Origin of the sequence: Microbacterium commune, from assembly GCF_014836945.1 — a bacterium.
GTDB lineage: Bacteria > Actinomycetota > Actinomycetes > Actinomycetales > Microbacteriaceae > Microbacterium > Microbacterium commune.
In genome coordinates, this window is sequence record NZ_JACSPX010000003.1 from 101600 (window position 1) to 126586 (window position 24987).

Consider the following 24987-nt stretch of genomic DNA (forward strand, 5'->3'; position numbering starts at 1 on the left):
CGACGGGTATCTGAAGATCGGGCCGCAGGCCGAGAGGAGCAGGACATGACGAATCCGGGTGTGATCGCGTACAGCGCTGGCGACCTGCGCGTCGAAGACATCGGCACGCCGACGCCGAGGCGGGACGAGGCGATCGTCGACATCGCCTACGGCGGGGTGTGCGGATCGGATCTGCACTATTGGCGGCACGGTGCCGCGGGTGCATCCGTGCTGCGCGAGCCGATGGTCCTCGGGCACGAGGTGTCGGGGGTCGTGTCCGTCGCCGCGGCCGACGGAACGGGACCCGCCGAGGGAACCCGCGTCACCGTGCATCCCCTGACCCCGCACGGGGATGGGCGCACACCGTGGCCGTCGCACCGTCCCAACCTGGCCCCCGCATCGAGCTATCTCGGCTCCGCGCTGCACCTGCCGCACACGCAGGGCGCGTTCGCGGCCCGTGTGGCGCTGCCCGCGCGCATGCTCTTCGACCTGCCCGACACCCTCGATCTGCGCACGGCCGCGCTGGCTGAGCCCGCGGCGGTCGCGTGGCACGCCGTGCACCGCGTCGGCACCGTCGCCGGCCGCAGCGTCGCGGTGATCGGCGCCGGCCCCATCGGCCAGCTCGCCGCAGCCGCAGCACAGGGCCTGGGTGCCGCGCACGTGACGGTCACCGACCTGCACCCGGCGCCGCGGGAGATCGCCGTCCGGCGCGGGGCTCACGCCCTCGACGCCAGGGATGCCGACGCGATCTCGCAGCTGCACGCCGACGTCGTCATCGAATCCAGCGGCACCGTCCCCGGGCTCGAGGCCGCGGTCAGCGCGGCCGCTCGCGGCGGCGACGTCGTGCTCCTCGGGCTCCAGGCGGCAGGTCAGGTCCCCGCGCCGATGGCGTCCGCGATCACGCGCGAGCTCAGCCTGCACGGCTCCTTCCGCTTCGGCGACGAGTTCGGCGAGGTGATCGACGCACTGGCATCCGGAGCGATCGACGTCACCGGCGTGATCAGCCATGTCCGTGCCGTGCAGCGCACCGATGACGCCGTCGACGCATTCGAGATCGCGGCCGATGCGTCGCGTTCGTGCAAGGTGCTCCTCGCCTTCGGGGCCGACCGCTGATGACGGCGGCGGAGCCCGTGATCCTCGCGCTCGAGGCCAGCACCACCTCCGCGAAGTGCCTGATCCTCGACACGCGCACCGGCGCCGTGGATGTGCGCTCCCGTCGCTTCAGCGATGAGGGCCCGGCGCGCGACGCGGATGGCGTCACCGCCGAGCTGTTGGCGCTCGGCCGCGAAGCCGCCGCCGGGCGGCGCGTCGACGTCATCGCCCTGTCGAGCACGTGGCACGGCATGACCCTGCGCCACCAGGACCTCAGCGCCGTCACCCCGGTCTACGAGTGGCCGTACACGGGGGCCCACGGCGAAGCCGCGCGTCATCGCGCCGACCCGGAGTTCACCTCGTGGTTCCGCCGGCGCACCGGATGCCTGGTGAACGCCAGCTATCCCGCCTTCAAACTCGCGAAGCTGGTTCGCGACGGACTCGACCCGCGCGGGCTGCTCATGCTCGACCAGGGTGGGCTGATCTTCGCCCGCCTGACCGGCCGCATCTGGACGAGTCTGTCGACGGCGTCAGGCACCGGGATGCTGTCGATCGACACGGGGGAGTGGGATGCCGACGTGCTGCAGCATCTCGGCATCGCCGCCGTCGGGCTGCCGGAGCTGCGGCCGCACAGTGCGTGGGCGCCGCTGCAGCCCGAGGGGGCCGCGCTGCTCGGTCAGCCCGTCGGCACGCCCGTGCTGGTGCCGGGCCCGGACGGAGGGCTCAACCAGATCGGGGACCGGGCCTCCTCGATCGGCGACATGACCTTCTCGATGGGCACGAGCGGCGCGCTGCGCATGACGACCGACCGGCCCGTGATCCGTCCCGACACCGGGGTCTGGACCTACCGCTCACCGGCGGGATGGCTCAGCGGCGCCGCCACCAGCGGATGCGGCAACTGCGTGGACTGGGCCAGGCGGCGCCTCTTCCCCGACCTCGACTACGCGAGGCTCGAGTCGCTGCTGGATCCCGCCCGGACGGACCTGCCGGTGTTCCTCCCGTTCCTGTTCGGCGAGCGCAGTCCGGGCTGGGATGACCGCCGACGCGGCGGATTCATCGACGTCGAGCCGCAGCACTCCGCCGCCGACCTGTACCAGTCCGTGCTGCACGGCATCCTCTACTCGCTGCACCACTGCCTCACCGAGCTGGTCGCCCTGAACGGTGCACCGCGGCGCGTGGTGCTCTCGGGCGGGGTGCTCTCGTCGCCGTACTGGTCGCAGCTCGCCGCGGACGTGTTCGGGATGCCCCTGGAGGTGTCCGATCTGCAGCACACCAGCCTCGTCGGTGCGACGCGGCTGGCCCTCGAGCACGCGGGTGCGGATCCGGACCACCCCGCGCTGCGGGCGTCGGAGCCTCGGGTCATCCTGCCGGACCTCTCTCGCACCGCCCTGCTCGACGTGCAGCGCGAGCGCTATCTCCGCGCCTACGACCGCACGAGGCCCGCCGACGACCTCGCCCTCGTGCCGGGCGGAATCTGACCGCGCCGAGGAGCGCCCGAAGCTGAACGCCGTCTGTTAGCGTGTGCCCACGGATCGGTCGCACACCGTGGCCGACGAGCACCAGGGAAGATCTCACATGGACGACTGGACCCAGACCCTCACCGCAGGACCGCTGCTGCTCATCGCCGGCGGTGCGATCGCCCTGATCCTCGTGCTGATCATCGGCTTCAAGCTGCACGCGTTCCTCACTCTCGTGATCGTCTCGCTGCTCACCGCCATCGTGGCGGGCATCCCGATCGATCAGGTGGTGCCGGTCGCGCTCGGCGGCTTCGGCAGCACCCTCGCGAGTGTGGCGCTGCTCGTCGGACTCGGAGCCATGCTCGGCAGGCTGATCGAGCACTCCGGGGGCGCGCATGCGCTCGCCGACAGGTTCGTGCAGGTCTTCGGCGAGAAGCGTGCGCCGTTCGCCCTCGGTGTGGCGTCGCTGATCCTCGGGTTCCCGATGTTCTTCGATGCCGGTCTGATCATGATGCTGCCGATCATCTTCGCCGTGGCGCGACGCGTGTCGGGAAACAACGTTCTGCTCTACGGCTTCCCCGCCGCCGCCGCCTTCTCGGTGATGCACGTCTTCCTGCCTCCGCACCCGGGTCCGGTCACCGCATCGGCGGCCTACGAGGCGAACATCGGACTGGTGCTGCTGGTCGGCCTCGTCGTGGCGCTTCCGGTCTGGTACCTCTCGGGCTACCTGTGGGGGAAGTTCGTCGGCAGTCGCTGGATCCTGCCGGTGCCGTCGCTGTTCGGCAGTGAGGACAGGGATCAGCCGTCGAACCCGCCGAAGGTGTCGACGATCATCATGCTGCTGCTGCTGCCGATGCTTCTCATCTTCCTCAACACGGGGCTCACCACGCTGGGCAGCGCGGGCGTGATCGAGTCCACCGAGCTCTGGGCGCAGTCGCTGATCTTCATCGGTCAGTCGCCCGTCGCGCTGACCATCACCGTGCTCGTCGCGCTCGTGGCGCTCGGCTGGCGACGCGGCGAACACGGCACCGCCCTGGAGAAGATCGTCGACTCGTCGCTCGGGCCCATCTGCTCCGTGGTGCTGATCACCGGAGCCGGCGGGATGTTCGGCGGGGTGCTGCGCTCGTCCGGCATCGGCGAGGCGCTCTCCGACACGCTGAGCGGCGTGGGTCTGCCCGTGATCGTCGCGGCGTACATCATCGCCGTCGTGCTGCGCGTCGCGCAGGGCTCGGCAACCGTCGCCCTGGTCACCGCGGCGGGCCTCATCGCTCCCGCCGTGCTCGGTGGCGACTTCAACCCCCTCGAGGTGGTCGCCATCACCCTCGCCACGGCGGCCGGCTCGGTGTTCGCCAGCCACGTGAACGACTCCGGGTTCTGGCTGGTGGGACGCCTGATGGGGATGGACGTCAAGACCACGCTGAAGACGTGGACGGTGCAGCAGACCATCCAGTCGGTTCTCGCCTTCGCGATCGTGCTGGTGGTGTACCTGCTCGCGTCGCTGTTCTGAGCGGCGCCCGGGTCAGTCCTCGCGGTAGCCCGTGCGTCCCATCGAGAACATCGCGGCGAACGACGACACGACGCCGCAGACGGCGATCGCGCCGATGACCCAGAGGATGACGTGCGAGAGGAAGGCGGCATCGAGCATGCCCACAGCCTATCGAGCTTTCGGGTACGATGGAGGAGTTCCTCGGCGAGGGAGCGCGCATGCGCGCATCCGTTATCGACGCGGTGACGTGAGCCCGGTGGCCGGCTGAATCCCTCAGCCGCTCAGCGTCTCGTCTCCTCGTGTCCGCACCGAGGCTTCCGAGACCATGACCACCGCGAGGCACCGTCCCGCGCCCGAAGGAGAACAACATGTCTGACGAGAACAAGGTCGTCGCCGAGACCCGCACGAGCTTCGGCAAGGGCTTCGCCCGCCGTCTGCGCGCTGCCGGGAAGATCCCCGCCGTGATCTACGGCCACGGCACCGACCCCGTGCACGTCGCGCTGCCCGGCCACCAGGTGTCGCTCATCATCCGCCGCGCCAACGCGCTTCTCGACCTCGAGGTCGACGGCACCTCGCAGCTCGCCCTCGTCAAGGACGTGCAGCGTGACCCGGTGCAGCAGATCATCGAGCACATCGACCTGCTCGTGGTGAAGAAGGGCGAGAAGGTCGCCATCGACCTCCCCGTCGTCGTCACGGGCGAGTCGTTCGCGGGCACCATCGTGGCGCTCGACGCCGCGACCCTCGCCGTCGAGGCCGAGGCCACGCACATCCCCGAGAACGTCGAGGTCTCGGTCGAGGGCCTCGAGGAGGGCGCGCACATCACCGCCGCCGACGTGAAGCTCCCCAAGGGTGTCACGCTCGTGGCCGACCCCGAGACCCTCGTGGTCGCGATCTCCGTCCCGGCCGCTCCGGCCGAGGACGACACCGCCGCCGAGGCTCCGGCCGAGGAGGCCGCCGCGGAGTGATCCGCTGACGATCCAGTCGGAGGGGGCGCGAGCTGATCGCGTCCCCTCCGTCATATCCGCACGAGAGGATGCGAATGACCACCACCTGGCTGATCGTCGGTCTCGGCAACCCCGGTCCGCGCTACGCGGCGACACGGCACAACATCGGGCAGATGGTCGTCGACGAGCTCGCCGAGCGTCGCGGCGAGCGGTTCCGAGAGCACAAGGCTGGTGCGCGTGTGGCCGAGACCCGGGTGCGTTCTGGCGGTGATCGCATCGTGCTGGCCAAGCCCAACTCGTTCATGAACACGTCCGGCACTCCGGTGGCGGCGCTGGCGAGGTTCTACTCGGTGGCGCCCGAGAACGTCGTCGTCGTGCACGACGAGCTCGACATCCCGTTCGACAGCATCCGCATGAAGATCGGAGGAGGGCACGGCGGGCACAACGGCGTCCGCGACATCGCGCGAACGCTCACCACCCCCGACTTCCTGCGGGTGCGGGCCGGCATCGGGCGGCCGCCAGGGCGGCAGGATCCGGCCGACTGGGTGCTCGCACCGTTCGGGTCGGTCGAGCAGAAGACACTGCCGATCTTCATCTCGGACGCCGCGGATGCCGTGGAGCAGCTCGTCGATGAAGGGCTGCTGGCGGCGCAGCAGCGCCACCACTCGCGCTGAACGCCGGGTCCTCGGCCAGCCCCGCGGGCGCCGATCAGACCAGCGGGCGCCGATCAGACCAGGGGGTCGAACGCGATGCCGTTGCCGATGCCGTACATGAGTGCCACGGCGAGGAAGAAGATCCCCGGGCCCAGCGCGGCCACGACGATCGCGGCGATGCCCATCCCTCGGCCGCGGCGACGAGCGACGGCGACGATCCCGCCGATCACGCCGAACAGCCCGAGCGCGGTGCCCAGCCAGAACATGATCTCCGCCCACAGCGTCTCGATGCGCGCGGGGGAGAGGGCGGCGATCCGGAACTCACCGTTGCGGTCGATGAGATCGTCCACCGACACGGCGAGCCCGATCTGCAGAGCGAGCACTCCGGCCACGACGGGCGTGACGAGCGCGGCGACCAGAGCGGCCGCGAGCGACACGGCGCCCGTCGCGCGAGAGGGCGCGGGGGCGGGAGGTGCTGAATAGGCGCCGATGGGCGCCTGATATCCGCCCACCGGCACGCGGTACGCTCCGGGCGGCGGCGGCTGGGCAGCAGGAGAGCTCGGCGCAGGCAGCCCGGGCGGCACGAAGGGATCGGTCATCTCGCTCCTCAGACGCGACGCAGCAGCCCGACGCGCTCGTAGACGTCCGCGAGGGTGGCGTCGGCGACCTCGTCGGCCCTGGCCGCGTTCGCGGCCAGGAGTCTGTCCAGCTCGGCCGGGTCGTCGAGCAGGGCGTTCGCGCGCTCGCGCACAGGACCGAACTCGTCCACGACGACCTCGGCCAGCCCCTTCTTGAAGTCGCCGTACCCACGACCGGCGTACTCGTCCTCGATCGAGCCCACCTGGCGGCCGGTGAGCGCGGCGTAGATCGTCAGCAGGTTCGACACCCCTGGCTTGTTCTCGCGGTCGAAGCGCACCGAGCCCTCGTTGTCGGTCACGGCGCGCATGATCTTCTTGGCGGACTTCGCCGGATCGTCGAGCAGCCACAGGACACCGGCGTCGCTCTCGGCCGACTTCGACATCTTCGAGGTCGGGTTCTGCAGGTCGTAGATGCGCGCGGTGTCCTTCTGGATCACCGGGGTGGGCACCGTGAAGGTCGTGCCGAATCGGCTGTTGAAGCGCTCAGCGAGGTCACGCGTCAGCTCGACGTGCTGCTTCTGGTCGTCGCCCACCGGCACCAGCTCACTCTGGTAGAGCAGGATGTCGGCGGCCATCAGCACGGGGTAGGTGAACAGGCCCACCGAGGTGGAGTCCTGGCCGTAGCGCTGCGACTTGTCCTTGAACTGGGTCATCCGCCCGGCCTCGCCGAAGCCGGTGATGGTGCTGAGAATCCAGGCGAGCTCCGCGTGCGCGCGCACGTGCGACTGCACGTACAGCGTCGACTTCGAGGGCTCGATGCCGGCGGCGATGTACTGGGCAGCCGTGCGACGGGTCTTCTCGCGCAGCTCTTCCGGGTTCTGCGGCACGGTGATCGCATGCAGGTCGACCACGGAGAAGAACGCGTCGTACGAGGACTGCATCTCACGCCACTGCAGAAGCGCCCCGATGTAGTTGCCGGCCTGGAGGGAGTCGGCGGAGGGCTGCATTCCGGAGTAGAGGCGTGGTCTGGTCACGAAGCAATCCTATGCGTCTCGGGTCGGTCCCCTGTCGCCCGGCGCCCCCGAGCCCGTGGCAGGGTCAGCAGGTGTAGTCCACGATCACCGGCGCGTGATCGCTCCAGCGCTCCGCGTAGGTCTCGGCGCGCGCGACGGTGTACCCGGTGGCGCGAGCAGCCAGCGGCGGGGTCGCCAGGTGGTAGTCGATCCGCCAGCCGCTGTCGTTGTCGAACGCCTTGCCGCGCATCGACCACCAGGTGTACGGACCGGGAACCTCGCCGTGATGCGCGCGGCCCACGTCTATCCAGCCGAGCCCCAGCCCGCCGCCCTCCGCCGCGAACGGGCGGGTGTCGCTGAGCTGCCCCACCATTCCCCGGCCGACGCCCTCCTGACCGACCACTCGCTCGCCGGCGGCGCCGAGGATGCGATCGAAGTAGGCCCGCTCGCGTGCGAGGAAGCCGGACTTCTTCACGTTGCCCTTCCAGTTCAGGATGTCGAACGGGCGGTGGCCGACGTTGAGATCTCCGGTGACGAGCGCGTGCGCGTCGTCAGCGCCCAGCTGCGCCATGCGCACGCTCATCGCGTCGAGGAACTTCCACTTCTCGTCCTGTTTCGGGGTGTCGGCCTCGCCGGAGTGCACGTAGGCGCTGACCACCGTGAGCGGCGCACCGCCGATCTGGAAGTCGGCCTCGATCCAGCGGCCCGCGGAATCGAAGTCGTCGGCGCCGAGCGCGGTGCGCGACGCGAGTGCCGGGGTGCGGCTGAGCACGGCGACGCCGGCCCTGCCCTTCGCCGTGGCCTTGTCGTGCACGATCTGCCAGTCGGGGAACGCGGCCGCGAGATGCTCGTCGTCGGCGCGCACCTCCTGCAGCGTGAGGATGTCGACATCGGCCTGCTCGAGCCACCCGTGCATCCCGTTGCGGACGGCGGCGCGGACGCCGTTGACGTTGACGGAGGCGATACGCAGATGGGGCATGGCATCCAGCCTAACGACGGGATCGGACATCCCGTCGCGGGCCCCGCGCGGCCGTCGCACGCAGCGGACGCAGCCCGCCGCTGTCGCGCACCGGCTCGTTGCGGTCGCCGGCGCTCAACGCGATCCAGGACGCCGCGAGCAGGATCACCGCCGCGATCACCCGGCACCACAGCAGAAGCCCGACGGTCACCGCGAAGGTCGCCAGCAGCGGGTTCCCCGGCGTGTGCGCGGCCAGCAGGCCGGCGCCGAGCTGCAGCACGGCGACCGCGATGCCGCCGAGCACGGCACCGGGCAGGATCCGCCGCCACCGCACGACCGCGCCGGTGAGGAAGCGCACCAGGGCGGCGATGGCCGCGACGTCGATCACGATGACGACGAGCACGGAGGAGATCGAGACCAGGGAGCGCACCAGCGCGCTCGGCACCTCCAGCCCGAGCATCTCGACCAGCGTGCGCAGAGCCCAGACGCCGCCGAAGCTGATCGCCGCGCCCAGCAGCAGGCTCATCCCGAACGCGAGCGCCGCCACGGCGTCGCGCAGTTTCAGCAGCACGTAGCTCCTGGTGTCGAACGGCAGACCGAAGATGCCGCGCACCGCGCGTCGGGTGAAGGTGACCGCGCCGATCCCGGTCCAGATGACGACGACAGCCGCGATGGCGCCGGTGAGGGTGAACGCACCGGTGGCCGAGGTGGCCACCTCGCGCACCGCGTCGGGGGCGACGATGGCATCCACCCCGATGAAGCCGGGGATGTAGCTGTTCACGATCCGGATCATGGCGTCGACCGCGACGTCGCTGCCGCCGACCCAGACACCGGCACCGGCGAAGGCGACGTAGAGCAGCGCGAACAGCGCGAACAGCGTCTGGTACGCCATGCCCGCCGAGAGCAGGAAGCCGTTGCGGCGCAGGAAGTGCCGCCACACACGCACCGGGAACAGAGCGGCGACCCGTCGCCCCCACACAGCAGCGCGCCCGGCTGAACGAGTCAGTCGGGCGCGCATCGCTCTGGCAGCGCTCAGCGCGGGCCGCCGCGCAGGACGGCCTGCTTGACCTCGGCGATAGCCTTGGTGACCTCGATCCCGCGGGGGCAGGCCTCGGTGCAGTTGAAGGTCGTGCGGCAGCGCCACACGCCCTCCTTGTCGTTGAGGATGTCCAGGCGCACGTCGCCCGCGTCGTCGCGCGAGTCGAAGATGAAGCGGTGCGCGTTCACGATCGCCGCCGGACCGAAGTACTGCCCGTCGGTCCAGAAGATCGGGCACGACGAGGTGCACGCGGCGCACAGGATGCACTTGGTGGTGTCGTCGAAGATCGCCCGGTCGGCGATGGACTGCACGCGCTCCTTGCCCTTCTCGGGGGAGGAGTTGGCGATGAGGAAGGGCTGCACCTCGCGGTAGGAGGCGAAGAACGGCTCCATGTCGACGATGAGATCCTTCTCCAGCGGCAGACCCTTGATGGCCTCGACGTAGATCGGCTTCGAGATGTCGAGGTCCTTGATCAGCGTCTTGCATGCGAGGCGGTTGCGGCCGTTGATGCGCATCGCATCCGAGCCGCAGATGCCGTGGGCGCACGAGCGGCGGAACGACAGCGAGCCGTCGACCTCCCACTTGATCTTGTGCAGCGCGTCGAGCACGCGGTCGGTCGCGTACAGCTCGACGTCGTAATCGACCCAGCGCGGCTCCTCGTCGACCTCCGGATCGAAGCGGCGGATGTTGAAGGTGACCAGGAAGGACTGCACTCCAGAGTCGTTCGCGGCGTCGGCGGGTGCCTCTACGACATCGGTCATGATCAGTACTTCCTCTCCATGGGCTGGTAGTTCGTGATGACCACGGGCTTCCAGTCCAGCTTGATGTGGTCGGAGGCGACCGACGAGTGCGCGTCGCCGACCAGGTAGGCCATCGTGTGCTTCATGTAGTTCTCGTCGTCGCGCTTCGGGAAGTCGTCGCGCATGTGGCCGCCACGGCTCTCCTTGCGGTTGCGCGCGGCGTAGACGACGACCTCGGCGATGTCGAGCAGGAAGCCCAGCTCGACGGCCTCGAGCAGGTCGGTGTTGAAGCGCTTGCCCTTGTCGTCGACGTGGATGTTCTTGTAGCGCTCGCGCAGCTCGGCGATGACGCCCAGCACGTGCGTCAGCGACTCCTCGGTGCGGAACACCTGGGCGCCCTTGTCCATCTCGTCCTGCAGCGTCTTGCGCAGCACGGCGATGCGCTCGGTGCCCCGGTTGTTGCGCAGGTCCTCGACCATGTCCTTGACGAACCCGGCCGGGTTCTCGGGCAGCGGCACGAAGTCGGCGGTCTTGACGTACTCGACGGCGTTGCGTCCGGCGCGCTTGCCGAACACGTTGATGTCGAGCAGCGAGTTGGTGCCCAGGCGGTTGGAGCCGTGCACGGAGACGCAGGCGCACTCACCGGCGGCGTACAGTCCGGGGACCACGGTCGAGTTGTCGGCGAGCACCTCCGCGTCGTTGTTGGTCGGGATGCCGCCCATCGCGTAGTGCGCGGTCGGCATCACCGGCACCGGCTCGACCACCGGGTCGACGCCCAGGTAGGTGCGGGCGAACTCGGTGATGTCGGGCAGCTTGGTCTCGAGCACCTCCGCACCCAGGTGCGTGCAGTCCAGCAGGACGTAGTCCTTGTGCGGGCCGGCGCCGCGACCCTCGAGCACCTCCTGCACCATGCTGCGGGCCACGATGTCGCGCGGTGCGAGGTCCTTGATCGTGGGGGCGTAGCGCTCCATGAAGCGCTCGCCAGAGGCGTTGCGCAGGATGGCTCCCTCACCGCGGGCGCCCTCGGTGAGGAGGATGCCGAGCCCGGCCAGACCCGTCGGATGGAACTGGAAGAACTCCAGGTCCTCCAGGGGCAGACCCTTGCGCCAGACGATGCCGACGCCGTCGCCGGTCAGGGTGTGCGCGTTGGAGGTGGTCTTGAAGATCTTGCCGAAGCCGCCGGTGGCGAAGATGACGGCCTTCGACTGGAAGACGTGCAGGTCGCCGGTGGCCAGGTCGTACGCGACCACGCCCGCGACCTGCGTCGCGCCCGCGGCGTCCTTCACCGTGATCAGGTCGAGCACGTAGAACTCGTTGAAGAAGTTGATGCCGAGCTTGACGCAGTTCTGGAACAGGGTCTGCAGGATCATGTGACCGGTGCGGTCAGCCGCGTAGCAGGCCCGGCGCACGGGCGTCTTGCCGTGCTCGGCCGTGTGGCCGCCGAAGCGGCGCTGGTCGATCTTGCCGTCGGGCGTGCGGTTGAAGGGCAGGCCCATGTTCTCGAGGTCGATGACCGCGTCGATGGCCTCCCTGGCGAGGATCTCCGCGGCATCCTGGTCGACGAGGTAGTCGCCGCCCTTGACCGTGTCGTAGGTGTGCCACTCCCAGTTGTCGTCCTCGACGTTCGCGAGGGCTGCGGCCATGCCGCCCTGCGCCGCACCGGTGTGCGAGCGCGTGGGGTACAGCTTCGTGATCACGGCGGTCTTCGCGCCGGGGCCGGCCTCGATGGCCGCGCGCATGCCGGCGCCGCCGGCGCCCACGATCACGATGTCGAACTGGTGGTAGTGCACGCCGTCGCGCACGACGGAATCAGAGGTCTGCGTAGTCAATGATCTGCCTTCTTCGCTTACTTGCCCAGTGCCTGGCAGGTCTCCCACATGGCGCCGTCTTCGAAGACGCCCGCGCAGGGATCGAACGTGAACACCACGAGGGTGCCGAGGATGATGAGGAGCGCCGCCGCCAGGCCCAGCGCCCAGACGAGAGCCTTGCGGGCCTTCTCGTGCGTGACGTAGTCGTTGACGATCGTGCGCATGCCGTTGGAGCCGTGGATCAGCGCGAGCCACAGCATCAGCACGTCCCACCACTGCCAGAACGGAGTGGCGTACTTGCCGGCGACGAAGCCGAAGTCGATCGCGTGGATGCCGTCGCCGACCATCAGGTTCACGAACAGGTGGCCGAAGATCAGCACGATCAGCAGCACGCCCGAGCCGCGCATGAACAGCCAGCCCCACTTCTCGAGGTTGACGCCGCGCTGGCGGCGGGCGGGTGCGATGGTCTGCGCGGACATCAGTTGCCCCCTCCGAATCCGGCGAACGCGAGGGCGAGGTGGCGCGGCACGAAGCCGGCCATCACCACGGCCCACAGCCCGAGGACGATCCAGAACAGCTGGCGCTGATACTTCGCGCCCTTCGACCAGAAGTCGACGACGATGATGCGCAGGCCGTTGAAGGCGTGGAACGCGATGCCTGCGACCAGCACCACCTCGCCGAAGGCCATGATCGGGTTCTTGTACGTGCCGATCACCGCGTCGTACGCCTCGGGGGAGACGCGGATGAGCGACGTGTCGAGGACGTGCACCAGAAGGAAGAAGAAGATCGCGACGCCGGTGATGCGGTGCAGCACCCACGACCACATGCCTTCGCGGCCCCGATACAGTGTGCCGCGTGGAGACCTCGACGTGGTCTCCGAAACCGACGGTGTCAAGCGTGTGCTCGTGGACACGTCGTCCTCCCTGATCGATGAGACGTCGTGCATGCATCCGGGCACGCCCGACCGTGTCCATCCTATTCCCGTCCGGACGGGCGGGGCGACGAAGGCGACCCTTATCCGATCGGCGCGTCCGCACGCACGGCTAGGTTGGAGCCATGGCGCGAATCGACGACTTCTACGCGGTGATCCCGGCGGGCGGCATCGGCAGTCGGCTCTGGCCGCTGTCGCGGGCGGATGCCCCGAAGTTCCTCCACGACCTGACCGGATCGGGGCACTCGCTGCTGCGCGACACGTGGGACCGTCTGGAGCCCCTCGCCGGAGCGGACCGCATCGCGGTGGTGACGGGGCGAGCGCATCGCGCCGCCGTCGAGGCGCAGCTGCCTGGCATCCCCGACGCCAACGTGTTCCTCGAGTCCGAGCCGCGCGAGTCCGCCGCGGCGATCGGACTCGCCGCGGCGATCTTGCACCGCCGCGACCCCGACGTCATCATCGGGTCGTTCAGCGCCGATCACGTGATCCGCGGCACACGCGTGTTCGAGTTCGCCGTGCGCGATGCCGTCGAGGTCGCGCGGGAGGGATACATCTGCACGATCGGGATCACCCCCACCGAGCCCGCCATCGGCTTCGGGTACATCAAGAAGGGCGAGGAGCTCGTCGTCGACGGCGCGCGCGAGGCGGCCCTCGTCGAGCGCTTCGTCGAGAAGCCCGACCTCGAGACGGCGAAAGCCTATGTCGCCGACCGCGAGCACCTCTGGAACGCGGGCATGTTCATCGCGAAGGCGAGCGTGCTGCTCGACGAGCTGCGGATCAACGAGCCCGAGCTGCATGCCGGGCTGATGGAGCTCGCCGAGGCATGGGACGACCGCGACCTGCGAGGGCCGGCGGTCGATCGCATCTGGCCCCGACTGAAGAAGATCGCCATCGACTACGCGGTGGCCGAGCCGGCCGCCGAACGCGGCAGGCTCGCCGTCGTTCCCGGTCACTTCGACTGGGACGACGTGGGCGACTTCGCCTCGCTGACGAAGCTCATCACCAACGGTCGCAAGAACGACCTCGCCGTGCTGGGTCCGCGGGCTCGCGTGCTCTCGGATGCCGCCAGCGGCATCCTCGTGTCCCAGACCTCGCGCGTGATCAGCCTGGTCGGGGTGCAGGACATCGTCGTCGTCGACACCGAGGACGCGCTGCTGGTGACCACGGTCGAGCACGCGCAGCGGGTCAAGGGCGTCGTCGAGTCCCTCAAGCTCACCGGCCGCGGCGACGTGCTCTGAGCTTCGCCGCCGGGCGCGTCGACGACCGCCGGACGGTCATCATTGCGGATTTGTAACCTTTCGCCAGCACATCCGGGGCGCGCGTGCGGGAAGCGCGTAACACTGGGTAACCTCGAGCGATCCGCGATGTCCGCGGAGATCACCCGGGAGGCATGAGTGTCCATCTCCATCACCAAGAAGCTGCTCGGCGCCACCGTCGCCGCCGGCGTCGTCCTGAGCCTCGCCGCGTGCGGCCAGGCTCCCGCAGACAACCCTGGCGCGGACGGCGGCAACGGCGACAAGTCCGACTTCTCCGCGTGCATCGTCTCGGATGCCGGCGGTTTCGACGACAAGTCCTTCAACCAGCTGTCCTACGAGGGCACCAAGAAGGCCGCCGATGAGCTCGGCGCCACGTTCCGCGAGGCGGAGTCGAACGCCGAGACCGAGTACGGCCCGAACATCGACAACATGGTCTCCGAAGGCTGCAACGCCATCGTCGCCGTGGGCTTCGCGCTGTCGCAGGCCACGGTCGACGCCGCCGAGGCGAACGCCGAGACGGACTTCATCCTCGTCGACGACGCCGGCGGCGACAGCAAGCCGGACAACGTCAAGCCGCTGCTGTACAACACGGCTGAGGCCGCGTTCCTCGCCGGATACATGTCGGCCGGCTACTCCAAGACCGGCAAGGTGGGCACGTTCGGCGGCATGGAGTTCCCGACCGTGACGATCTTCATGGACGGCTTCAAGCAGGGCGTCGACCACTACAACGAGAAGAACGGCACCTCGGTCGCCGTGGTCGGCTGGGACGGCACGACCGGATCGTTCACCGGTGGCTTCGAGGCCAACCAGAGCGCCAAGACGGTCGCGAAGAACATCATCGACCAGGGCGTCGACGTGCTCTTCCCGGTCGGCGGTCCGATCTACCAGTCCGGCCTGCAGGCCATCAAGGACTCGGGCAAGGACATCGCGCTGATCGGCGCGGACGCGGACCTGTTCGAGACCGACCCGACCACCGCCGACTTCGTGCTCACCTCGGTGCTCAAGGCGATGGACCTGTCGACCTACGAGGCCGTGATGGCCAGCGCCGAAGGCGAGTTCGACGGTGAGGCCTACATCGGCACCCTGGAGAACGAGGGCGTCGGCATCGCGCCGCTGCACGAGTTCGAGAGCAAGGTCGACGCCGAGCTGGTGAAGAAGGTCGCCGAGATCAAGCAGGAGATCATCGACGGTTCGATCACCGTCACCTCCTACCTCGACAACTAAGAGGAACCGCATCGGGGAGGCCGGTCGTGCCGGCCTCCCCGATGTCGTCTGCCCGGGCGATCCCCGGCGCGAGGACACATCACGAATAGGATCGACACATGAAGCTCGAGCTGCGCGGCATAACGAAGAGGTTCGGCGCACTGACGGCCAACGACCACATCGACCTCGAGGTGCAGGCGGGTGAGATCCACTGCCTCCTCGGCGAGAACGGCGCCGGCAAGTCCACGCTGATGAACGTGCTGTACGGCCTGTACCAGGCCGACGAGGGTCAGATCCTCCTCGACGGGCGCGTGCAGCGCTTCTCCGGGCCCGGCGACGCGATGGCCGCGGGCATCGGCATGGTGCACCAGCACTTCATGCTCATCCCGGTCTTCACCGTGGCGGAGAACGTGATGCTCGGTCACGAGGAGACGACGTTCGGCGGCCGGCTGGATCTCGCGGCGGCCCGCTCGAAGGTGCGTGAGATATCCGACCGCTTCGGCTTCGACGTCGACCCCGACGCTCTCGTCGCCGACCTGCCCGTGGGCGTGCAGCAGCGCGTGGAGATCATCAAGGCGCTCTCGCGCGAGGCCCGCGTGCTCGTCTTCGACGAGCCGACCGCCGTGCTCACGCCGCAGGAGACCGACGAGCTCATGGCCACGATGCGCCAGCTCAAGGAGCGCGGCACATCGATCGTGTTCATCACGCACAAGCTGCGCGAGGTGCGCGAGGTGGCCGACCGCATCACCGTGATCCGGCTGGGCAAGGTGGTCGGCGAGGCCTCGCCGACCGCGTCGAACGCGGAGCTCGCCTCGCTGATGGTCGGCCGTGCGGTGGAGCTCACCGTGCACAAGAACCCGCCTCAGCTGACCGACCATGCACTGGTCGTCGAGAACCTCACCGTCACCGATGTCCTGGGCACCGTGCTCGTCGACGACGTGTCCTTCACCGTCCGCGGCGGAGAGGTGCTCGCGATCGCCGGTGTGCAGGGCAACGGACAGACCGAGCTCACCGAGGCGCTGCTCGGTCTGCAGGCGCGCGTGCAGGGCAGCATCCGCCTGAACGGCGAAGAGCTGCGCGGGCGCAGCGTGCGGCACATCCTCGATGCCGGCGTCGGTTTCGTCCCCGAGGACCGTGGCGTCGACGGACTCGTCAAGGAGTTCTCCATCGCGGAGAACCTCATGCTCGACCGCTCCCACGGCGCGCCGTTCGTCACGAGCGGCGCGCTGCAGCTGCGCCGTCTGATGGAGTTCGCCAAGCAGAAGATCGCGGAGTTCGACATCCGCACGCAGGGTCCGTCGCAGGCGGCCGGTCGGCTGTCGGGCGGCAACCAGCAGAAGGTCGTGCTGGCGCGCGAGCTCAGCCGCGACCTGTCCCTGTTCGTCGCCGCCCAGCCCACCCGAGGCGTCGACGTGGGATCGATCGAGTTCATCCACAAGCGCATCATCGAGACGCGCGACACCGGTGTTCCGGTGGTCGTCATCTCCACAGAGCTCGACGAGGTCGCGGCCCTCGCCGATCGCATCCTCGTGATGTACCGGGGTCGTGTGGTCGGCATCGTCCCCGGAGACACCCCCCGCGATCAGCTGGGCCTGATGATGGCCGGCGCCAGCGCCGAGGACGCGGCTCGCGAGGTCTCCGTCGGCGCAGCCCCGAGCGAAGGAGCGCAGGCATGACCGTCGCGCAGACGCAGATCCCCGACTCCGACAAGGCGCTTCAGCCGCAGAAGCCGCAGCGGCCGCAGCGCTGGCGGGCGGCCCTCATGCAGATCGCGACCGGAAGCGCTCTGACGACCGTGTTCGCCGTCGTGGCGGCCGTCATCGTCGGCTCGCTGATGATCGCGCTGACCGACCCCGACGTGCAAGCCGCGGCAGGCTACTTCTTCGCCGCCCCCGGCGACACGCTGAGCGCGATCGGCCAGGCCGTCGGCGGCGCGTACGCCGCGCTGTTCCGCGGATCGATCTACAACTTCAACGCCGACTCGTTCGCGATCGGCATTCGCCCGCTCACCGAGACGCTGAAGTTCGCCACGCCGCTGATCGCCGCGGGCCTGGGCGTCGGCCTGGCATTCCGCGCCGGGCTGTTCAACATCGGCGGTCAGGGTCAGATGCTCATGGCCGCCGCCGCCGCCGGGTACGTCGCCACCGCGTGGGACCTGCCCTTCCCGCTGCACCTGATCGTCGCTCTCGTCGCCGGCATCATCGCCGGCGCGCTGTGGGCGGGGATCGCCGGCATCCTCAAGGCGCGCACGGGCGCGCACGAGGTGATCACGACGATCATGCTGAACAACATCGCCGTGTACCTGCTGGCGTGGATGCTCGCCACCCAGGGCGTGCTGCAGGCGCCGGGCTCGAGCAACCCGAAGACCGCGCCGATGGCCGAGTCGGCCGTCATGCCGCTGCTGCTCGGACCCAGCTACAAGCTGCACATCGGATTCCTGCTCGCGCTGGTGGCGGTCGCCATCACCTGGTGGCTGCTGGAGCGCTCCGGGCTGGGCTTCCGGTTCCGCGCGGTGGGGGAGAACCCGGATGCCGCGCGCACGGCCGGCATCTCCGTCGGCCGGACCTACCTCAGCGTCATGCTCATCGCGGGCGCGCTGGTCGGTCTCGCCGGGGTCAGCCAGGTGCTCGGCACCGAGCCGAAGGGCTTCAGCGGCGGCATCGACGCCGGTATCGGGTTCGACGCGATCACCGTCGCCCTGCTGGGGCGCTCCCGTCCGCTCGGCATCCTGTTCGCCGGACTGCTGTTCGGCGCTTTCAAGACCGGTGGCTTCACCATGCAGGCGTCGCAGGGCGTCCCGATCGAGATCGTGCTCGTCGTGCAGTCCCTGATCGTGCTGTTCATCGCGGCGCCGCCGCTCGTGCGCGCCATGTTCGGTCTGCCGCAGCCGGGCCGCCCGAGCCGGCGTGAGCGGCGCGCGGCCGAGCGACGAACGAAGCGCGCCGAGGCCGAGGAGGTGGCGGGATGAGCACTCAGACCGCACAGACAGGACAGAGCCCGCAGAGCGTGCAGGCCGAACTGCGTCAGGTGAGCGTGGTGTCGTGGAAGACGCCCATCATCCTCAGCGTGCTGACGGTGCTGGTGGCGCTGCTGCCGCTGCTGATCCCACGCGCCGGCGACGCGACGTTCCGCTTCACCGCCGGCAGCGAGATCATCGCGCTGCCGTCTGTCGTCGTGCCGGGCACGGCGACCGCGTGGGTCTGCGTCGTCATCGGCGCCGCGATCAGCGTCGCGGCGGTGATGCTCACCCGCGCGCATCGTCGCGTGCCGATGTGGCTCATCGCGGTGTACGTCGTCGTGCTGATCTTCGGATTCCTCGCCTGGGCGGCCGCGGGCAGCTCGGGGACGCTGCCCATGATCGGACTGCTCAGCGGCGGTCTCGCGCTGGCCACCCCGCTGATCTTCGGCGCGCTGGGCGGCGTGATCGGCGAGCGCGCCGGCGTCGTGAACATCGCGATCGAGGCGCAGCTGCTGGCAGGCGCGTTCACCGCGGCCATCGTCGCCTCGGCCGTGGGCACGCCCTGGGCGGGCCTCATCGCCGCGATGCTGGCGGGCGTGCTGGTCGCGGTGATCCTCGGGGTGTTCGCCATCACGTACTACGTGGACCAGGTGATCGTCGGTGTGGTGCTCAACGTCCTCGTGATCGGCGTGACCACGTTCCTGTTCCGACAGGTGCTCGCCCCCAACCAGGCGGCGCTGAACACCGTCGAGCCGTTCCGCGACCTGCCGATCCCGCTGCTCAGCGACATCCCCGTGCTCGGGCCGATCCTGTTCCGACAGACGATCGTGGTGTACCTGATGTACGTCATCGTGTTCGTCGTCTGGTACGGCATGTACCGCACCCGCTGGGGTCTGCGACTGCGCGCGGTCGGCGAGCACCCGCAGGCGGCCGACACGGTGGGCATCAACGTCGCGCGCACGCGCTACATGAACGTGCTCATCGCCGGTGCCGTCGCGGGCATGGGAGGCGCGTTCTTCACACTGGTCTCGGTGCCGCGCTTCAACCCCGAGATGACCGCCGGAGCCGGCTTCATCGCCCTCGCCGCGGTGATCTTCGGCAAGTGGGACCCGATCCGCGCGACGCTGGCGGCACTGCTGTTCGGCTTCGCGAGCAACCTGCAGAGCGTGCTCAGCGTCATCGGCTCGCCGGTGCCCAGCCAGTTCATGCTCATGCTGCCGTACATCGTGACGATCTTCGCCGTGGCAGGCCTGGTCGGGCGCTCCCGCCCGCCGGCAGCCGACGGCGAGCCGTACATCAAGTCCTAGGAGAGAACACGTGACCGACATCGATTGGGACGAGCTGAGACAGGTCGCCTCCGAGGCGATGCAGAAGGCGTACGCGCCGTATTCGCGATACCGGGTGGGCGCGGCCGCGCTCGTGGACGACGGACGCATCGTCGCCGGATGCAACGTCGAGAACGCCTCGTACGGCGTCGGCCTGTGCGCCGAATGCGCTCTGGTCGGCGACCTGCACATGTCCGGTGGCGGTCGGCTCATCGCGTTCGTCTGCGTGAACAACGACGGACAGACGATCATGCCGTGCGGTCGCTGCCGTCAGCTGCTGTTCGAGCACTCCAGCCCCGAGATGCTGCTCGAGACCGTCTCGGGCATCCGCACCATCGACGAGGTGCTGCCCGACGCGTTCGGGCCGCGCGATCTGGAGGACGCCCGATGAGCTCTCAGACCGGCGTCGAGGCGTTCGACGCGATCGACGTGATCCGTGCCAAGCGCGACGGCGGAGTGGTGCCCGAGGCGGCGCTGCGGTGGATGGTCGACGCGTACACCCGCGGCTACGTGTCGGACGCCCAGATGGCGTCGTTCGCGATGGCGATCTTCCAGCGCGGCATGCAGCGCGAGGAGATCCGCGTGCTCACGGACGCGATGATCGCGTCGGGGGAGCGGATGAGCTTCGCCAGCCTCGGCAAGCGCACCGTCGACAAGCACTCCACCGGCGGCGTGGGCGACAAGATCACCCTGCCGCTGGCACCGCTGGTCGCCGTGTTCGGCGTGGCGGTCCCGCAGCTCAGCGGCCGCGGCCTCGGCCACACCGGCGGCACGCTCGACAAGCTCGAATCGATCCCGGGCTGGCGGGCGGCGCTCAGCAACGACGAGATGTTCGCGCAGATGCAGTCCGACGTCGGCGCGGTGATCTGCGCCGCCGGCTCGGGTCTCGCGCCCGCCGACAAGAAGCTCTACGCGCTTCGCGATGTGACCGGCACGGTCGAGGCGATCCCCCTGATCGCGTCGAGCATCATGTCGAAGAAGATCGCCGAGGGCACCGACGCGCTCGTGCTCGACGTGAAGTTCGGCAACGGCGCCTTCATGCAGGACATCGATCGGGCCCGCGAGCTGGCGCGCACGATGGTCGAGCTCGGCACCGACTCGGGTGTCGCGACGACCGCCCTGCTGACCGACATGAATGTTCCGCTCGGTCTCGCGATCGGCAACGCCAACGAGGTGCGCGAGTCGGTCGAGATCCTCGCCGGCGGCGGCCCTGCCGACGTGCGCGAGCTGACCCTCGCCCTCGCCCGCGAGATGCTCTCGCTGGCAGGACAGCCGGATGCGGATGTCGAGGCGGCCCTCGACGACGGCCGCGCCATGGACAGCTGGAGGGCGATGATCCGCGCCCAGGACGGCGACCCGGATGCCGCGCTGCCGACCGCCCGGGAGACGCACGTCGTCACCGCCGACCGCGACGGCGTGGTGACCCGCATGGACGCGCTGCCGTTCGGCATCGCCGCATGGCGCCTCGGCGCCGGGCGCGCCCGCGCCGAGGATCCGGTGATCTTCGCCGCCGGGATCGACCTCGCCGTCAAGCCCGGCCAGACGGTCACCGCCGGAGAGCCGCTGTTCACCCTGTCGGCCGATGACGAGGGGCGCTTCGCCCGCGCTCTCGAGGCGCTGGACGGCGCCTACGAGATCGGCGACGCTGCAGCGGCACCCGCCGCACAGCCCATCGTGCGCGAGCGCATCACCGCCTGAGTACCGGAGGATCACCATGAAGATCGACGAGCTGCGCGCCCTGCCCAAGATCTCGCTGCACGACCACCTCGACGGCGGCGTGCGTCCCGCGACGATCCTCGAGCTGGCCGATGCCGGCGGCATCCAGACCCCGGCGCAGGATCCCAAGGGGATGAGTCGCTGGATCGCGCAGCAGAGCGATGCCGGCTCTCTCGTGGAGTACCTGAAGTCGTTCGACCTCGTGACCTCCGTCATGCAGTCCGAGCGAGCCCTCACGCGGGTCGCCCGCGAGTTCGTCGCCGACCTCGCCGCCGACGGCGTGATCTACGGCGAGGTGCGCTGGGCACCCGAGCAGCACGTCGCCGGCGGCCTCAGCCTGGACGACGCCGTGCGCGCCGTGCAGCGCGGCATCGAGGAGGGCGAGGATGAGGCGGATGCCGCCGGGCGCAGCATCCGGGTCGGTCAGATCATCTCGGCCATGCGCCAGGGCTCCCGCGTGCGGGAGATCGCCGAGCTCGCCGTGCGTCATCGCGAGAGCGGCGTCGTCGGCTTCGACATCGCCGGGCCGGAGGACGGCTTCCCGGCGTCGGAGCACCGCGCGGCCTTCGACTACCTTGCCGGCGAGTTCCTGCCGGTCACCGTGCACGCGGGAGAGGCCGCGGGGCCGGCATCCATCCGCTCCGCCCTGATCGACGGACGCGCGCTGCGCCTCGGCCACGGCGTGCGCATCGCCGAGGACCTGCAGATCATCGAGCGCGAGGGCGACGAGGTGCAGGTGCAGTTCGGCGATCTGGCCCGCTGGGTGCGCGACCGGGAGATCCCGCTGGAGCTCTCGCCGTCGTCCAACCTGCAGACCGGCGCGATCGCCCAGTGGGGCGATGAGGTCGCGGACCACCCCTTCGACCTGCTCTACCAGCTCGGCTTCTCGGTCACCGTGAACGTCGACAACCGCACGATGAGCGGCACGTCGCTCACGCGCGAGCTCTCGCTGCTGGTCGACGCGTTCGGCTACGACCTCGACGATCTCGAGGCCTTTCAGTTCAACGCCGCGTCCGCCGCATTCCTGCCGGTGGAAGAGCGCGAAGAGCTCGTCGAGATGATCGCCGAGGGGTTCGAGCGCTGAACCCCTCGGCGGACGGCCGACACGCCGCTCAGGCGGCTTCCGGGTTCTGAGCCCACAGATCGGGGCCGAACACCTCGTAGTGGATGCGATCGGCGGGCACGCCGCGGCCGATGAGTGTGCGGCGCATGGACTGCATGAACGGCAGCGGACCGCACATGAACACCGAGGCGTGCTCGGGCAGATCGACCTCGCTGAGGTCCATGAAGCCCTCGCGCGCCGGGTGCAGGGTGGGCGCGCCGAGGGCGTCCCGCTCGTACCAGTTCTGCGCCCTGGCATCGGGCATGGCCAGCACCTGGCGGCGCAGCGACGCGTACAGCGCGTGCGTGTCATGAGCGCGGTCGGCGTGGAACAGCCGCACGGTGCGGGCGGGCTGGCGGCGGGAGAGGTCTTCCATGATGGCGGCGACCGGCGTGATCCCGATCCCCGCCGAGACGAGCACGAGCGGGTGATCCTCGTCGTCGAGCACGACGTCACCCGCCGGCTGCGAGACGTCGAGCACGGTGCCGGGCTGCGCGTGCTGCCACAGCCATGTCGAGACCTGTCCGTCGGGTGCGCCGCCCGCCCCGTGCACTCGCTTGATCGTCACCCGGATCGAGTCGCCGCGCGGACCGGATGAGATCGTGTACTGGCGTGGCTGTCTGCTGCCGTCCGGCAGGTCGACGGCGATGGCGACGTACTGTCCGGTGCGGTGGGAGGGGATCAGGCCGTCGACCGGTGCCAGCAGCAGCGAGAAGATGTCCTCCGACTCCTCGAACCGCTCCACCACCCGGTAGTCGCGCCACGGGTTCTGCGGGTCTGTGCCCGACAGGGCGTACAGCCGCGCCTCCTCGGCGATCAGCGCGGTGGCGAACAGCCAGTACACCTCGTCCCAGGCGGCCCGCACCTCGGCGGTGACGGCGTCGCCGAGCACCGTGCCCACCGCGTCGAGCAGATGGCGGCCGACGATCGTGTAGTCGCCGGCCGAGATGCCGAGGGAGACGTGCTTGTGGGCGATCCGGCGCATCACGGGAGTGAAGTCGGGAGCGGAGGGGTCGATGAGCTGCACCGCGAACGCGACCACCGAGGCGGCGAGCGCCTTCGGCTGCTCGCCGATCGCTTGGTTGGCTCGGTTGAACACCCGCAGCAGTTCGGGGTGAGCCGCGAACATGGCGGGGTAGAACACCTTCGTGATCCGCTCGGCGTGCGCGGCGACGACGCCGGCCGTGGCGGCGACGACTGCTTCGGACTCGGGCGAGAGCTTCATGACGTTCCTTTCGTGGGGTCTGCGTCCCCTCCACTCTGCGCTCGGGCTCTGGCGGCGAGGAGGGGTTTTCACCGGTTCTATTCCGAGCGCGGCAGACGCCGGCGCCGTAGCCTGAAGGAATGCCACGCCGAGTCGACGATTACCGCGGTCTCACTCAGCCGAGCCGCCTTCGTCTGCTGCGCGCCGTGCAGAGCGAGCCAGGTCTGCGCATCGCCGAACTCGCCGAACGTTGCGGGATGCCGCTCAACACCGCCCGAGATCACCTGCGCGTGCTCGTTCAGGAGGGCCTCGTGCGCGAGGAGAGGCTGCAGGTGGGCAGCAGGGGCCGTCCGCCGCTCGCCTACCACCCGGTGCGGGAGGCGGGGTCGAACCCCGCGGCGCAGCGTCGCGTCGACGGCGCGCGTCGACGCGGTGCCCTGTTGCGCGCGGTGACCCCGCCGACGTCAGGCGACGCGGCGCGGGAGGACGACGTGGATGCCGAGGCGCAGCTCGATGTGCTGTACGAGCATCTCGATGACGCCGGGCTCAGCCCCGTCCTCGACGAATCGGCGCTGCGCTTCGAGATGCTGCCGTGCAACTACCGCGGGATGCTCGCGCAGGATCAGTCGACGGTGTGCGGCACGCATGCCCGGCTGGCGCGCGACACGCTCGCCCAGGTCGATGGTCCGCTCGAGGTCGAGCGACTCGACCCGTTCATCACCGCGGACTCCTGTGCCCTGCTGCTGCGCCACGCCCGTGACCGGGCCGTACCCGACCCGGTCAGCGCACCGCCGCCGCGAGATCCCCCACGAGCTCCGTGATCTGCACCCGCACGGCGGCGTCCGTGATGGTGGGAGTGCCGTCGCCCGCCTGCGGGCCGTAGGAGCCGAACGACGCGTGCGAGGCGCCGTCGATCTCGACGAGCTCGGCATCCGCCGGAAGCAGATCCCTCGCATCCGCGATCTTCTCGGGTGTCGACAGGCCATCCTCGCTTCCGGACAGGCTCAGCACCGGCACCCCCGAGTCCGACAGGTCGTTCGCGCAGTACGAGGCGAACAGCACCAGGGCATCCGCGTCCGGTGCCAGCTGGCAGGCGCGCACCCCGCCCAGGGAGTGACCGCCCACCATCCATGAGTCCACGTCGGATGCGGCGGAGGTGAAGGCGTCCAGCCCACGCGGATCGAAGAACGCGAGATTCAACCACGGTCGGGTGATGACGACGGTGATGCCGTCCTCGGCGGCGAGCTCCTGCAGCGTCGCGACATAGCCCTCGGGCTGCACCTTGGCGCCGGGGATGAACACCAGGCCGACGTCCGAGTCGCCGTCCGCGGGGGAGAGCACGGTGCCCTCAGGGGCGTCCTCGATCTCGAGCGCGGGGTTCGCCCTCGCCTGCGCCAGCGGATCGGGTTCTGCGGACATCACGCCCACCTGCGTCCACACCAGGGTCCCGACGACGATCAGCACGATCAGTGCCCCCAGCGACCACAGTGCGCGGACGACGATCCGCCTACCCCTGCTGCGTGGCGCTCTCATCCGCGGCATCG

Annotated in this window: 25 protein-coding genes; 14 read left to right on the forward strand and 11 right to left on the reverse strand. The window is 69.6% G+C overall.

The features are described from left to right. Window positions 1–45: 45 nt before the first annotated feature. From H9633_RS10640 to H9633_RS10650, 3 genes are all read left to right on the forward strand, one after another. Window positions 46–1092, forward strand: a complete 1047-nt coding sequence (locus H9633_RS10640) for a zinc-binding dehydrogenase (protein WP_191713157.1) — start codon at window positions 46–48, stop codon at window positions 1090–1092. 17 nt (window positions 1093–1109) lie between these two features. Next, on the forward strand, window positions 1110–2549 hold the full coding sequence (locus tag H9633_RS10645; protein ID WP_191713158.1) for a gluconokinase: 1440 nt from the start codon (window positions 1110–1112) through the stop codon (window positions 2547–2549). A gap of 97 nt (window positions 2550–2646) precedes the next feature. After that, entirely contained in the window at window positions 2647–4035 is a 1389-nt protein-coding gene (locus tag H9633_RS10650; protein WP_191713159.1) for a GntP family permease, read from the forward strand. A gap of 12 nt (window positions 4036–4047) precedes the next feature. Here the strand turns inward: H9633_RS10650 and H9633_RS13175 are convergent, their stop codons facing one another. Further along, on the reverse strand, window positions 4048–4173 hold the full coding sequence (locus tag H9633_RS13175) for a hypothetical protein (RefSeq protein WP_256220989.1): 126 nt from the start codon (window positions 4171–4173) through the stop codon (window positions 4048–4050). Window positions 4174–4382: 209 nt separating this feature from the next. Between H9633_RS13175 and H9633_RS10655 the strand changes: the two genes are divergently transcribed. Both H9633_RS10655 and pth read left to right on the forward strand, forming a co-directional pair. After that, window positions 4383–4979 (forward strand): 50S ribosomal protein L25/general stress protein Ctc, encoded by a 597-nt coding sequence (locus H9633_RS10655; protein ID WP_071640646.1) that lies wholly within the window; start codon window positions 4383–4385, stop codon window positions 4977–4979. Between the two features lie 74 nt (window positions 4980–5053). Then, window positions 5054–5632 carry an aminoacyl-tRNA hydrolase gene (pth, locus tag H9633_RS10660; protein ID WP_191713160.1) on the forward strand — a complete coding sequence of 193 codons (579 nt, stop codon included), beginning with the start codon at window positions 5054–5056 and terminating at the stop codon, window positions 5630–5632. Between the two features lie 53 nt (window positions 5633–5685). Here pth and H9633_RS10665 read toward each other — a convergent pair whose 3' ends face one another. The 8 genes from H9633_RS10665 to sdhC form a co-directional block, all read right to left on the reverse strand. After that, window positions 5686–6210 carry a hypothetical protein gene (locus H9633_RS10665; protein WP_191713161.1) on the reverse strand — a complete coding sequence of 175 codons (525 nt, stop codon included), beginning with the start codon at window positions 6208–6210 and terminating at the stop codon, window positions 5686–5688. Window positions 6211–6218: 8 nt separating this feature from the next. Then, the gene (gene trpS / locus H9633_RS10670; protein WP_191713162.1) at window positions 6219–7223 is read right to left on the reverse strand and encodes a tryptophan--tRNA ligase; all 1005 of its coding nucleotides are present in this window, start codon (window positions 7221–7223) and stop codon (window positions 6219–6221) included. A 64-nt stretch (window positions 7224–7287) separates the two neighbouring features. Further along, window positions 7288–8181: an exodeoxyribonuclease III gene (locus H9633_RS10675; protein ID WP_191713163.1), complete on the reverse strand. Its 894-nt coding sequence runs from the start codon at window positions 8179–8181 to the stop codon at window positions 7288–7290. A gap of 10 nt (window positions 8182–8191) precedes the next feature. Next, the gene (locus H9633_RS10680; protein WP_318247264.1) at window positions 8192–9106 is read right to left on the reverse strand and encodes a YihY/virulence factor BrkB family protein; all 915 of its coding nucleotides are present in this window, start codon (window positions 9104–9106) and stop codon (window positions 8192–8194) included. A gap of 86 nt (window positions 9107–9192) precedes the next feature. After that, complete coding sequence (locus H9633_RS10685; RefSeq protein WP_191713165.1) at window positions 9193–9960, reverse strand: succinate dehydrogenase iron-sulfur subunit; 768 nt, start codon at window positions 9958–9960, stop codon at window positions 9193–9195. Between the two features lie 2 nt (window positions 9961–9962). Further along, a complete protein-coding gene (gene sdhA, locus H9633_RS10690) occupies window positions 9963–11768 on the reverse strand; it encodes a succinate dehydrogenase flavoprotein subunit (RefSeq protein WP_191713166.1) in 1806 nt (601 codons plus the stop codon). A gap of 17 nt (window positions 11769–11785) precedes the next feature. Next, window positions 11786–12226 carry a succinate dehydrogenase hydrophobic membrane anchor subunit gene (locus H9633_RS10695; RefSeq protein WP_071640662.1) on the reverse strand — a complete coding sequence of 147 codons (441 nt, stop codon included), beginning with the start codon at window positions 12224–12226 and terminating at the stop codon, window positions 11786–11788. Further along, window positions 12226–12693: a succinate dehydrogenase, cytochrome b556 subunit gene (gene sdhC / locus H9633_RS10700; RefSeq protein ID WP_083428569.1), complete on the reverse strand. Its 468-nt coding sequence runs from the start codon at window positions 12691–12693 to the stop codon at window positions 12226–12228. Before sdhC ends, H9633_RS10695 begins: the two co-directional genes overlap by 1 nt. Before the next feature lie 110 nt (window positions 12694–12803). Here sdhC and H9633_RS10705 point away from each other — a divergent pair, with 110 nt between their 5' ends. From H9633_RS10705 to H9633_RS10740, 8 genes are all read left to right on the forward strand, one after another. Further along, a complete protein-coding gene (locus H9633_RS10705; RefSeq protein ID WP_191713167.1) occupies window positions 12804–13916 on the forward strand; it encodes a mannose-1-phosphate guanylyltransferase in 1113 nt (370 codons plus the stop codon). Between the two features lie 156 nt (window positions 13917–14072). Beyond that, the gene (locus tag H9633_RS10710) at window positions 14073–15158 is read left to right on the forward strand and encodes a BMP family lipoprotein (protein WP_071640666.1); all 1086 of its coding nucleotides are present in this window, start codon (window positions 14073–14075) and stop codon (window positions 15156–15158) included. Between the two features lie 98 nt (window positions 15159–15256). Continuing rightward, the gene (locus H9633_RS10715) at window positions 15257–16813 is read left to right on the forward strand and encodes an ABC transporter ATP-binding protein (RefSeq protein ID WP_191713168.1); all 1557 of its coding nucleotides are present in this window, start codon (window positions 15257–15259) and stop codon (window positions 16811–16813) included. Beyond that, window positions 16810–18105, forward strand: a complete 1296-nt coding sequence (locus tag H9633_RS10720; protein ID WP_191713169.1) for an ABC transporter permease — start codon at window positions 16810–16812, stop codon at window positions 18103–18105. The genes H9633_RS10715 and H9633_RS10720 overlap by 4 nt, the downstream gene beginning before the upstream one ends. Then, a complete protein-coding gene (locus tag H9633_RS10725) occupies window positions 18102–19403 on the forward strand; it encodes an ABC transporter permease (protein ID WP_071640671.1) in 1302 nt (433 codons plus the stop codon). Before H9633_RS10720 ends, H9633_RS10725 begins: the two co-directional genes overlap by 4 nt. A 10-nt stretch (window positions 19404–19413) precedes the next feature. Further along, entirely contained in the window at window positions 19414–19812 is a 399-nt protein-coding gene (locus H9633_RS10730) for a cytidine deaminase (protein WP_071640673.1), read from the forward strand. Next, window positions 19809–21119, forward strand: coding sequence for a thymidine phosphorylase (locus H9633_RS10735; RefSeq protein ID WP_191713170.1), 1311 nt, complete (start codon window positions 19809–19811; stop codon window positions 21117–21119). Before H9633_RS10730 ends, H9633_RS10735 begins: the two co-directional genes overlap by 4 nt. Before the next feature lie 16 nt (window positions 21120–21135). Next, a complete protein-coding gene (locus H9633_RS10740; RefSeq protein WP_071640677.1) occupies window positions 21136–22221 on the forward strand; it encodes an adenosine deaminase in 1086 nt (361 codons plus the stop codon). Window positions 22222–22249: 28 nt separating this feature from the next. On the opposite strand, the gene H9633_RS10745 is transcribed toward H9633_RS10740, so the two are convergent. Beyond that, complete coding sequence (locus tag H9633_RS10745) at window positions 22250–23464, reverse strand: globin domain-containing protein (RefSeq protein WP_071640679.1); 1215 nt, start codon at window positions 23462–23464, stop codon at window positions 22250–22252. 119 nt (window positions 23465–23583) lie between these two features. On the opposite strand from H9633_RS10745, the gene H9633_RS10750 reads away from it, so the two are divergent. Further along, complete coding sequence (locus H9633_RS10750; RefSeq protein ID WP_191713171.1) at window positions 23584–24264, forward strand: helix-turn-helix domain-containing protein; 681 nt, start codon at window positions 23584–23586, stop codon at window positions 24262–24264. On the opposite strand, the gene H9633_RS10755 is transcribed toward H9633_RS10750, so the two are convergent. Beyond that, window positions 24224–24985, reverse strand: a complete 762-nt coding sequence (locus H9633_RS10755; RefSeq protein ID WP_191713172.1) for an alpha/beta hydrolase — start codon at window positions 24983–24985, stop codon at window positions 24224–24226. The genes H9633_RS10750 and H9633_RS10755 overlap by 41 nt on opposite strands. Window positions 24986–24987: the final 2 nt, after the last annotated feature.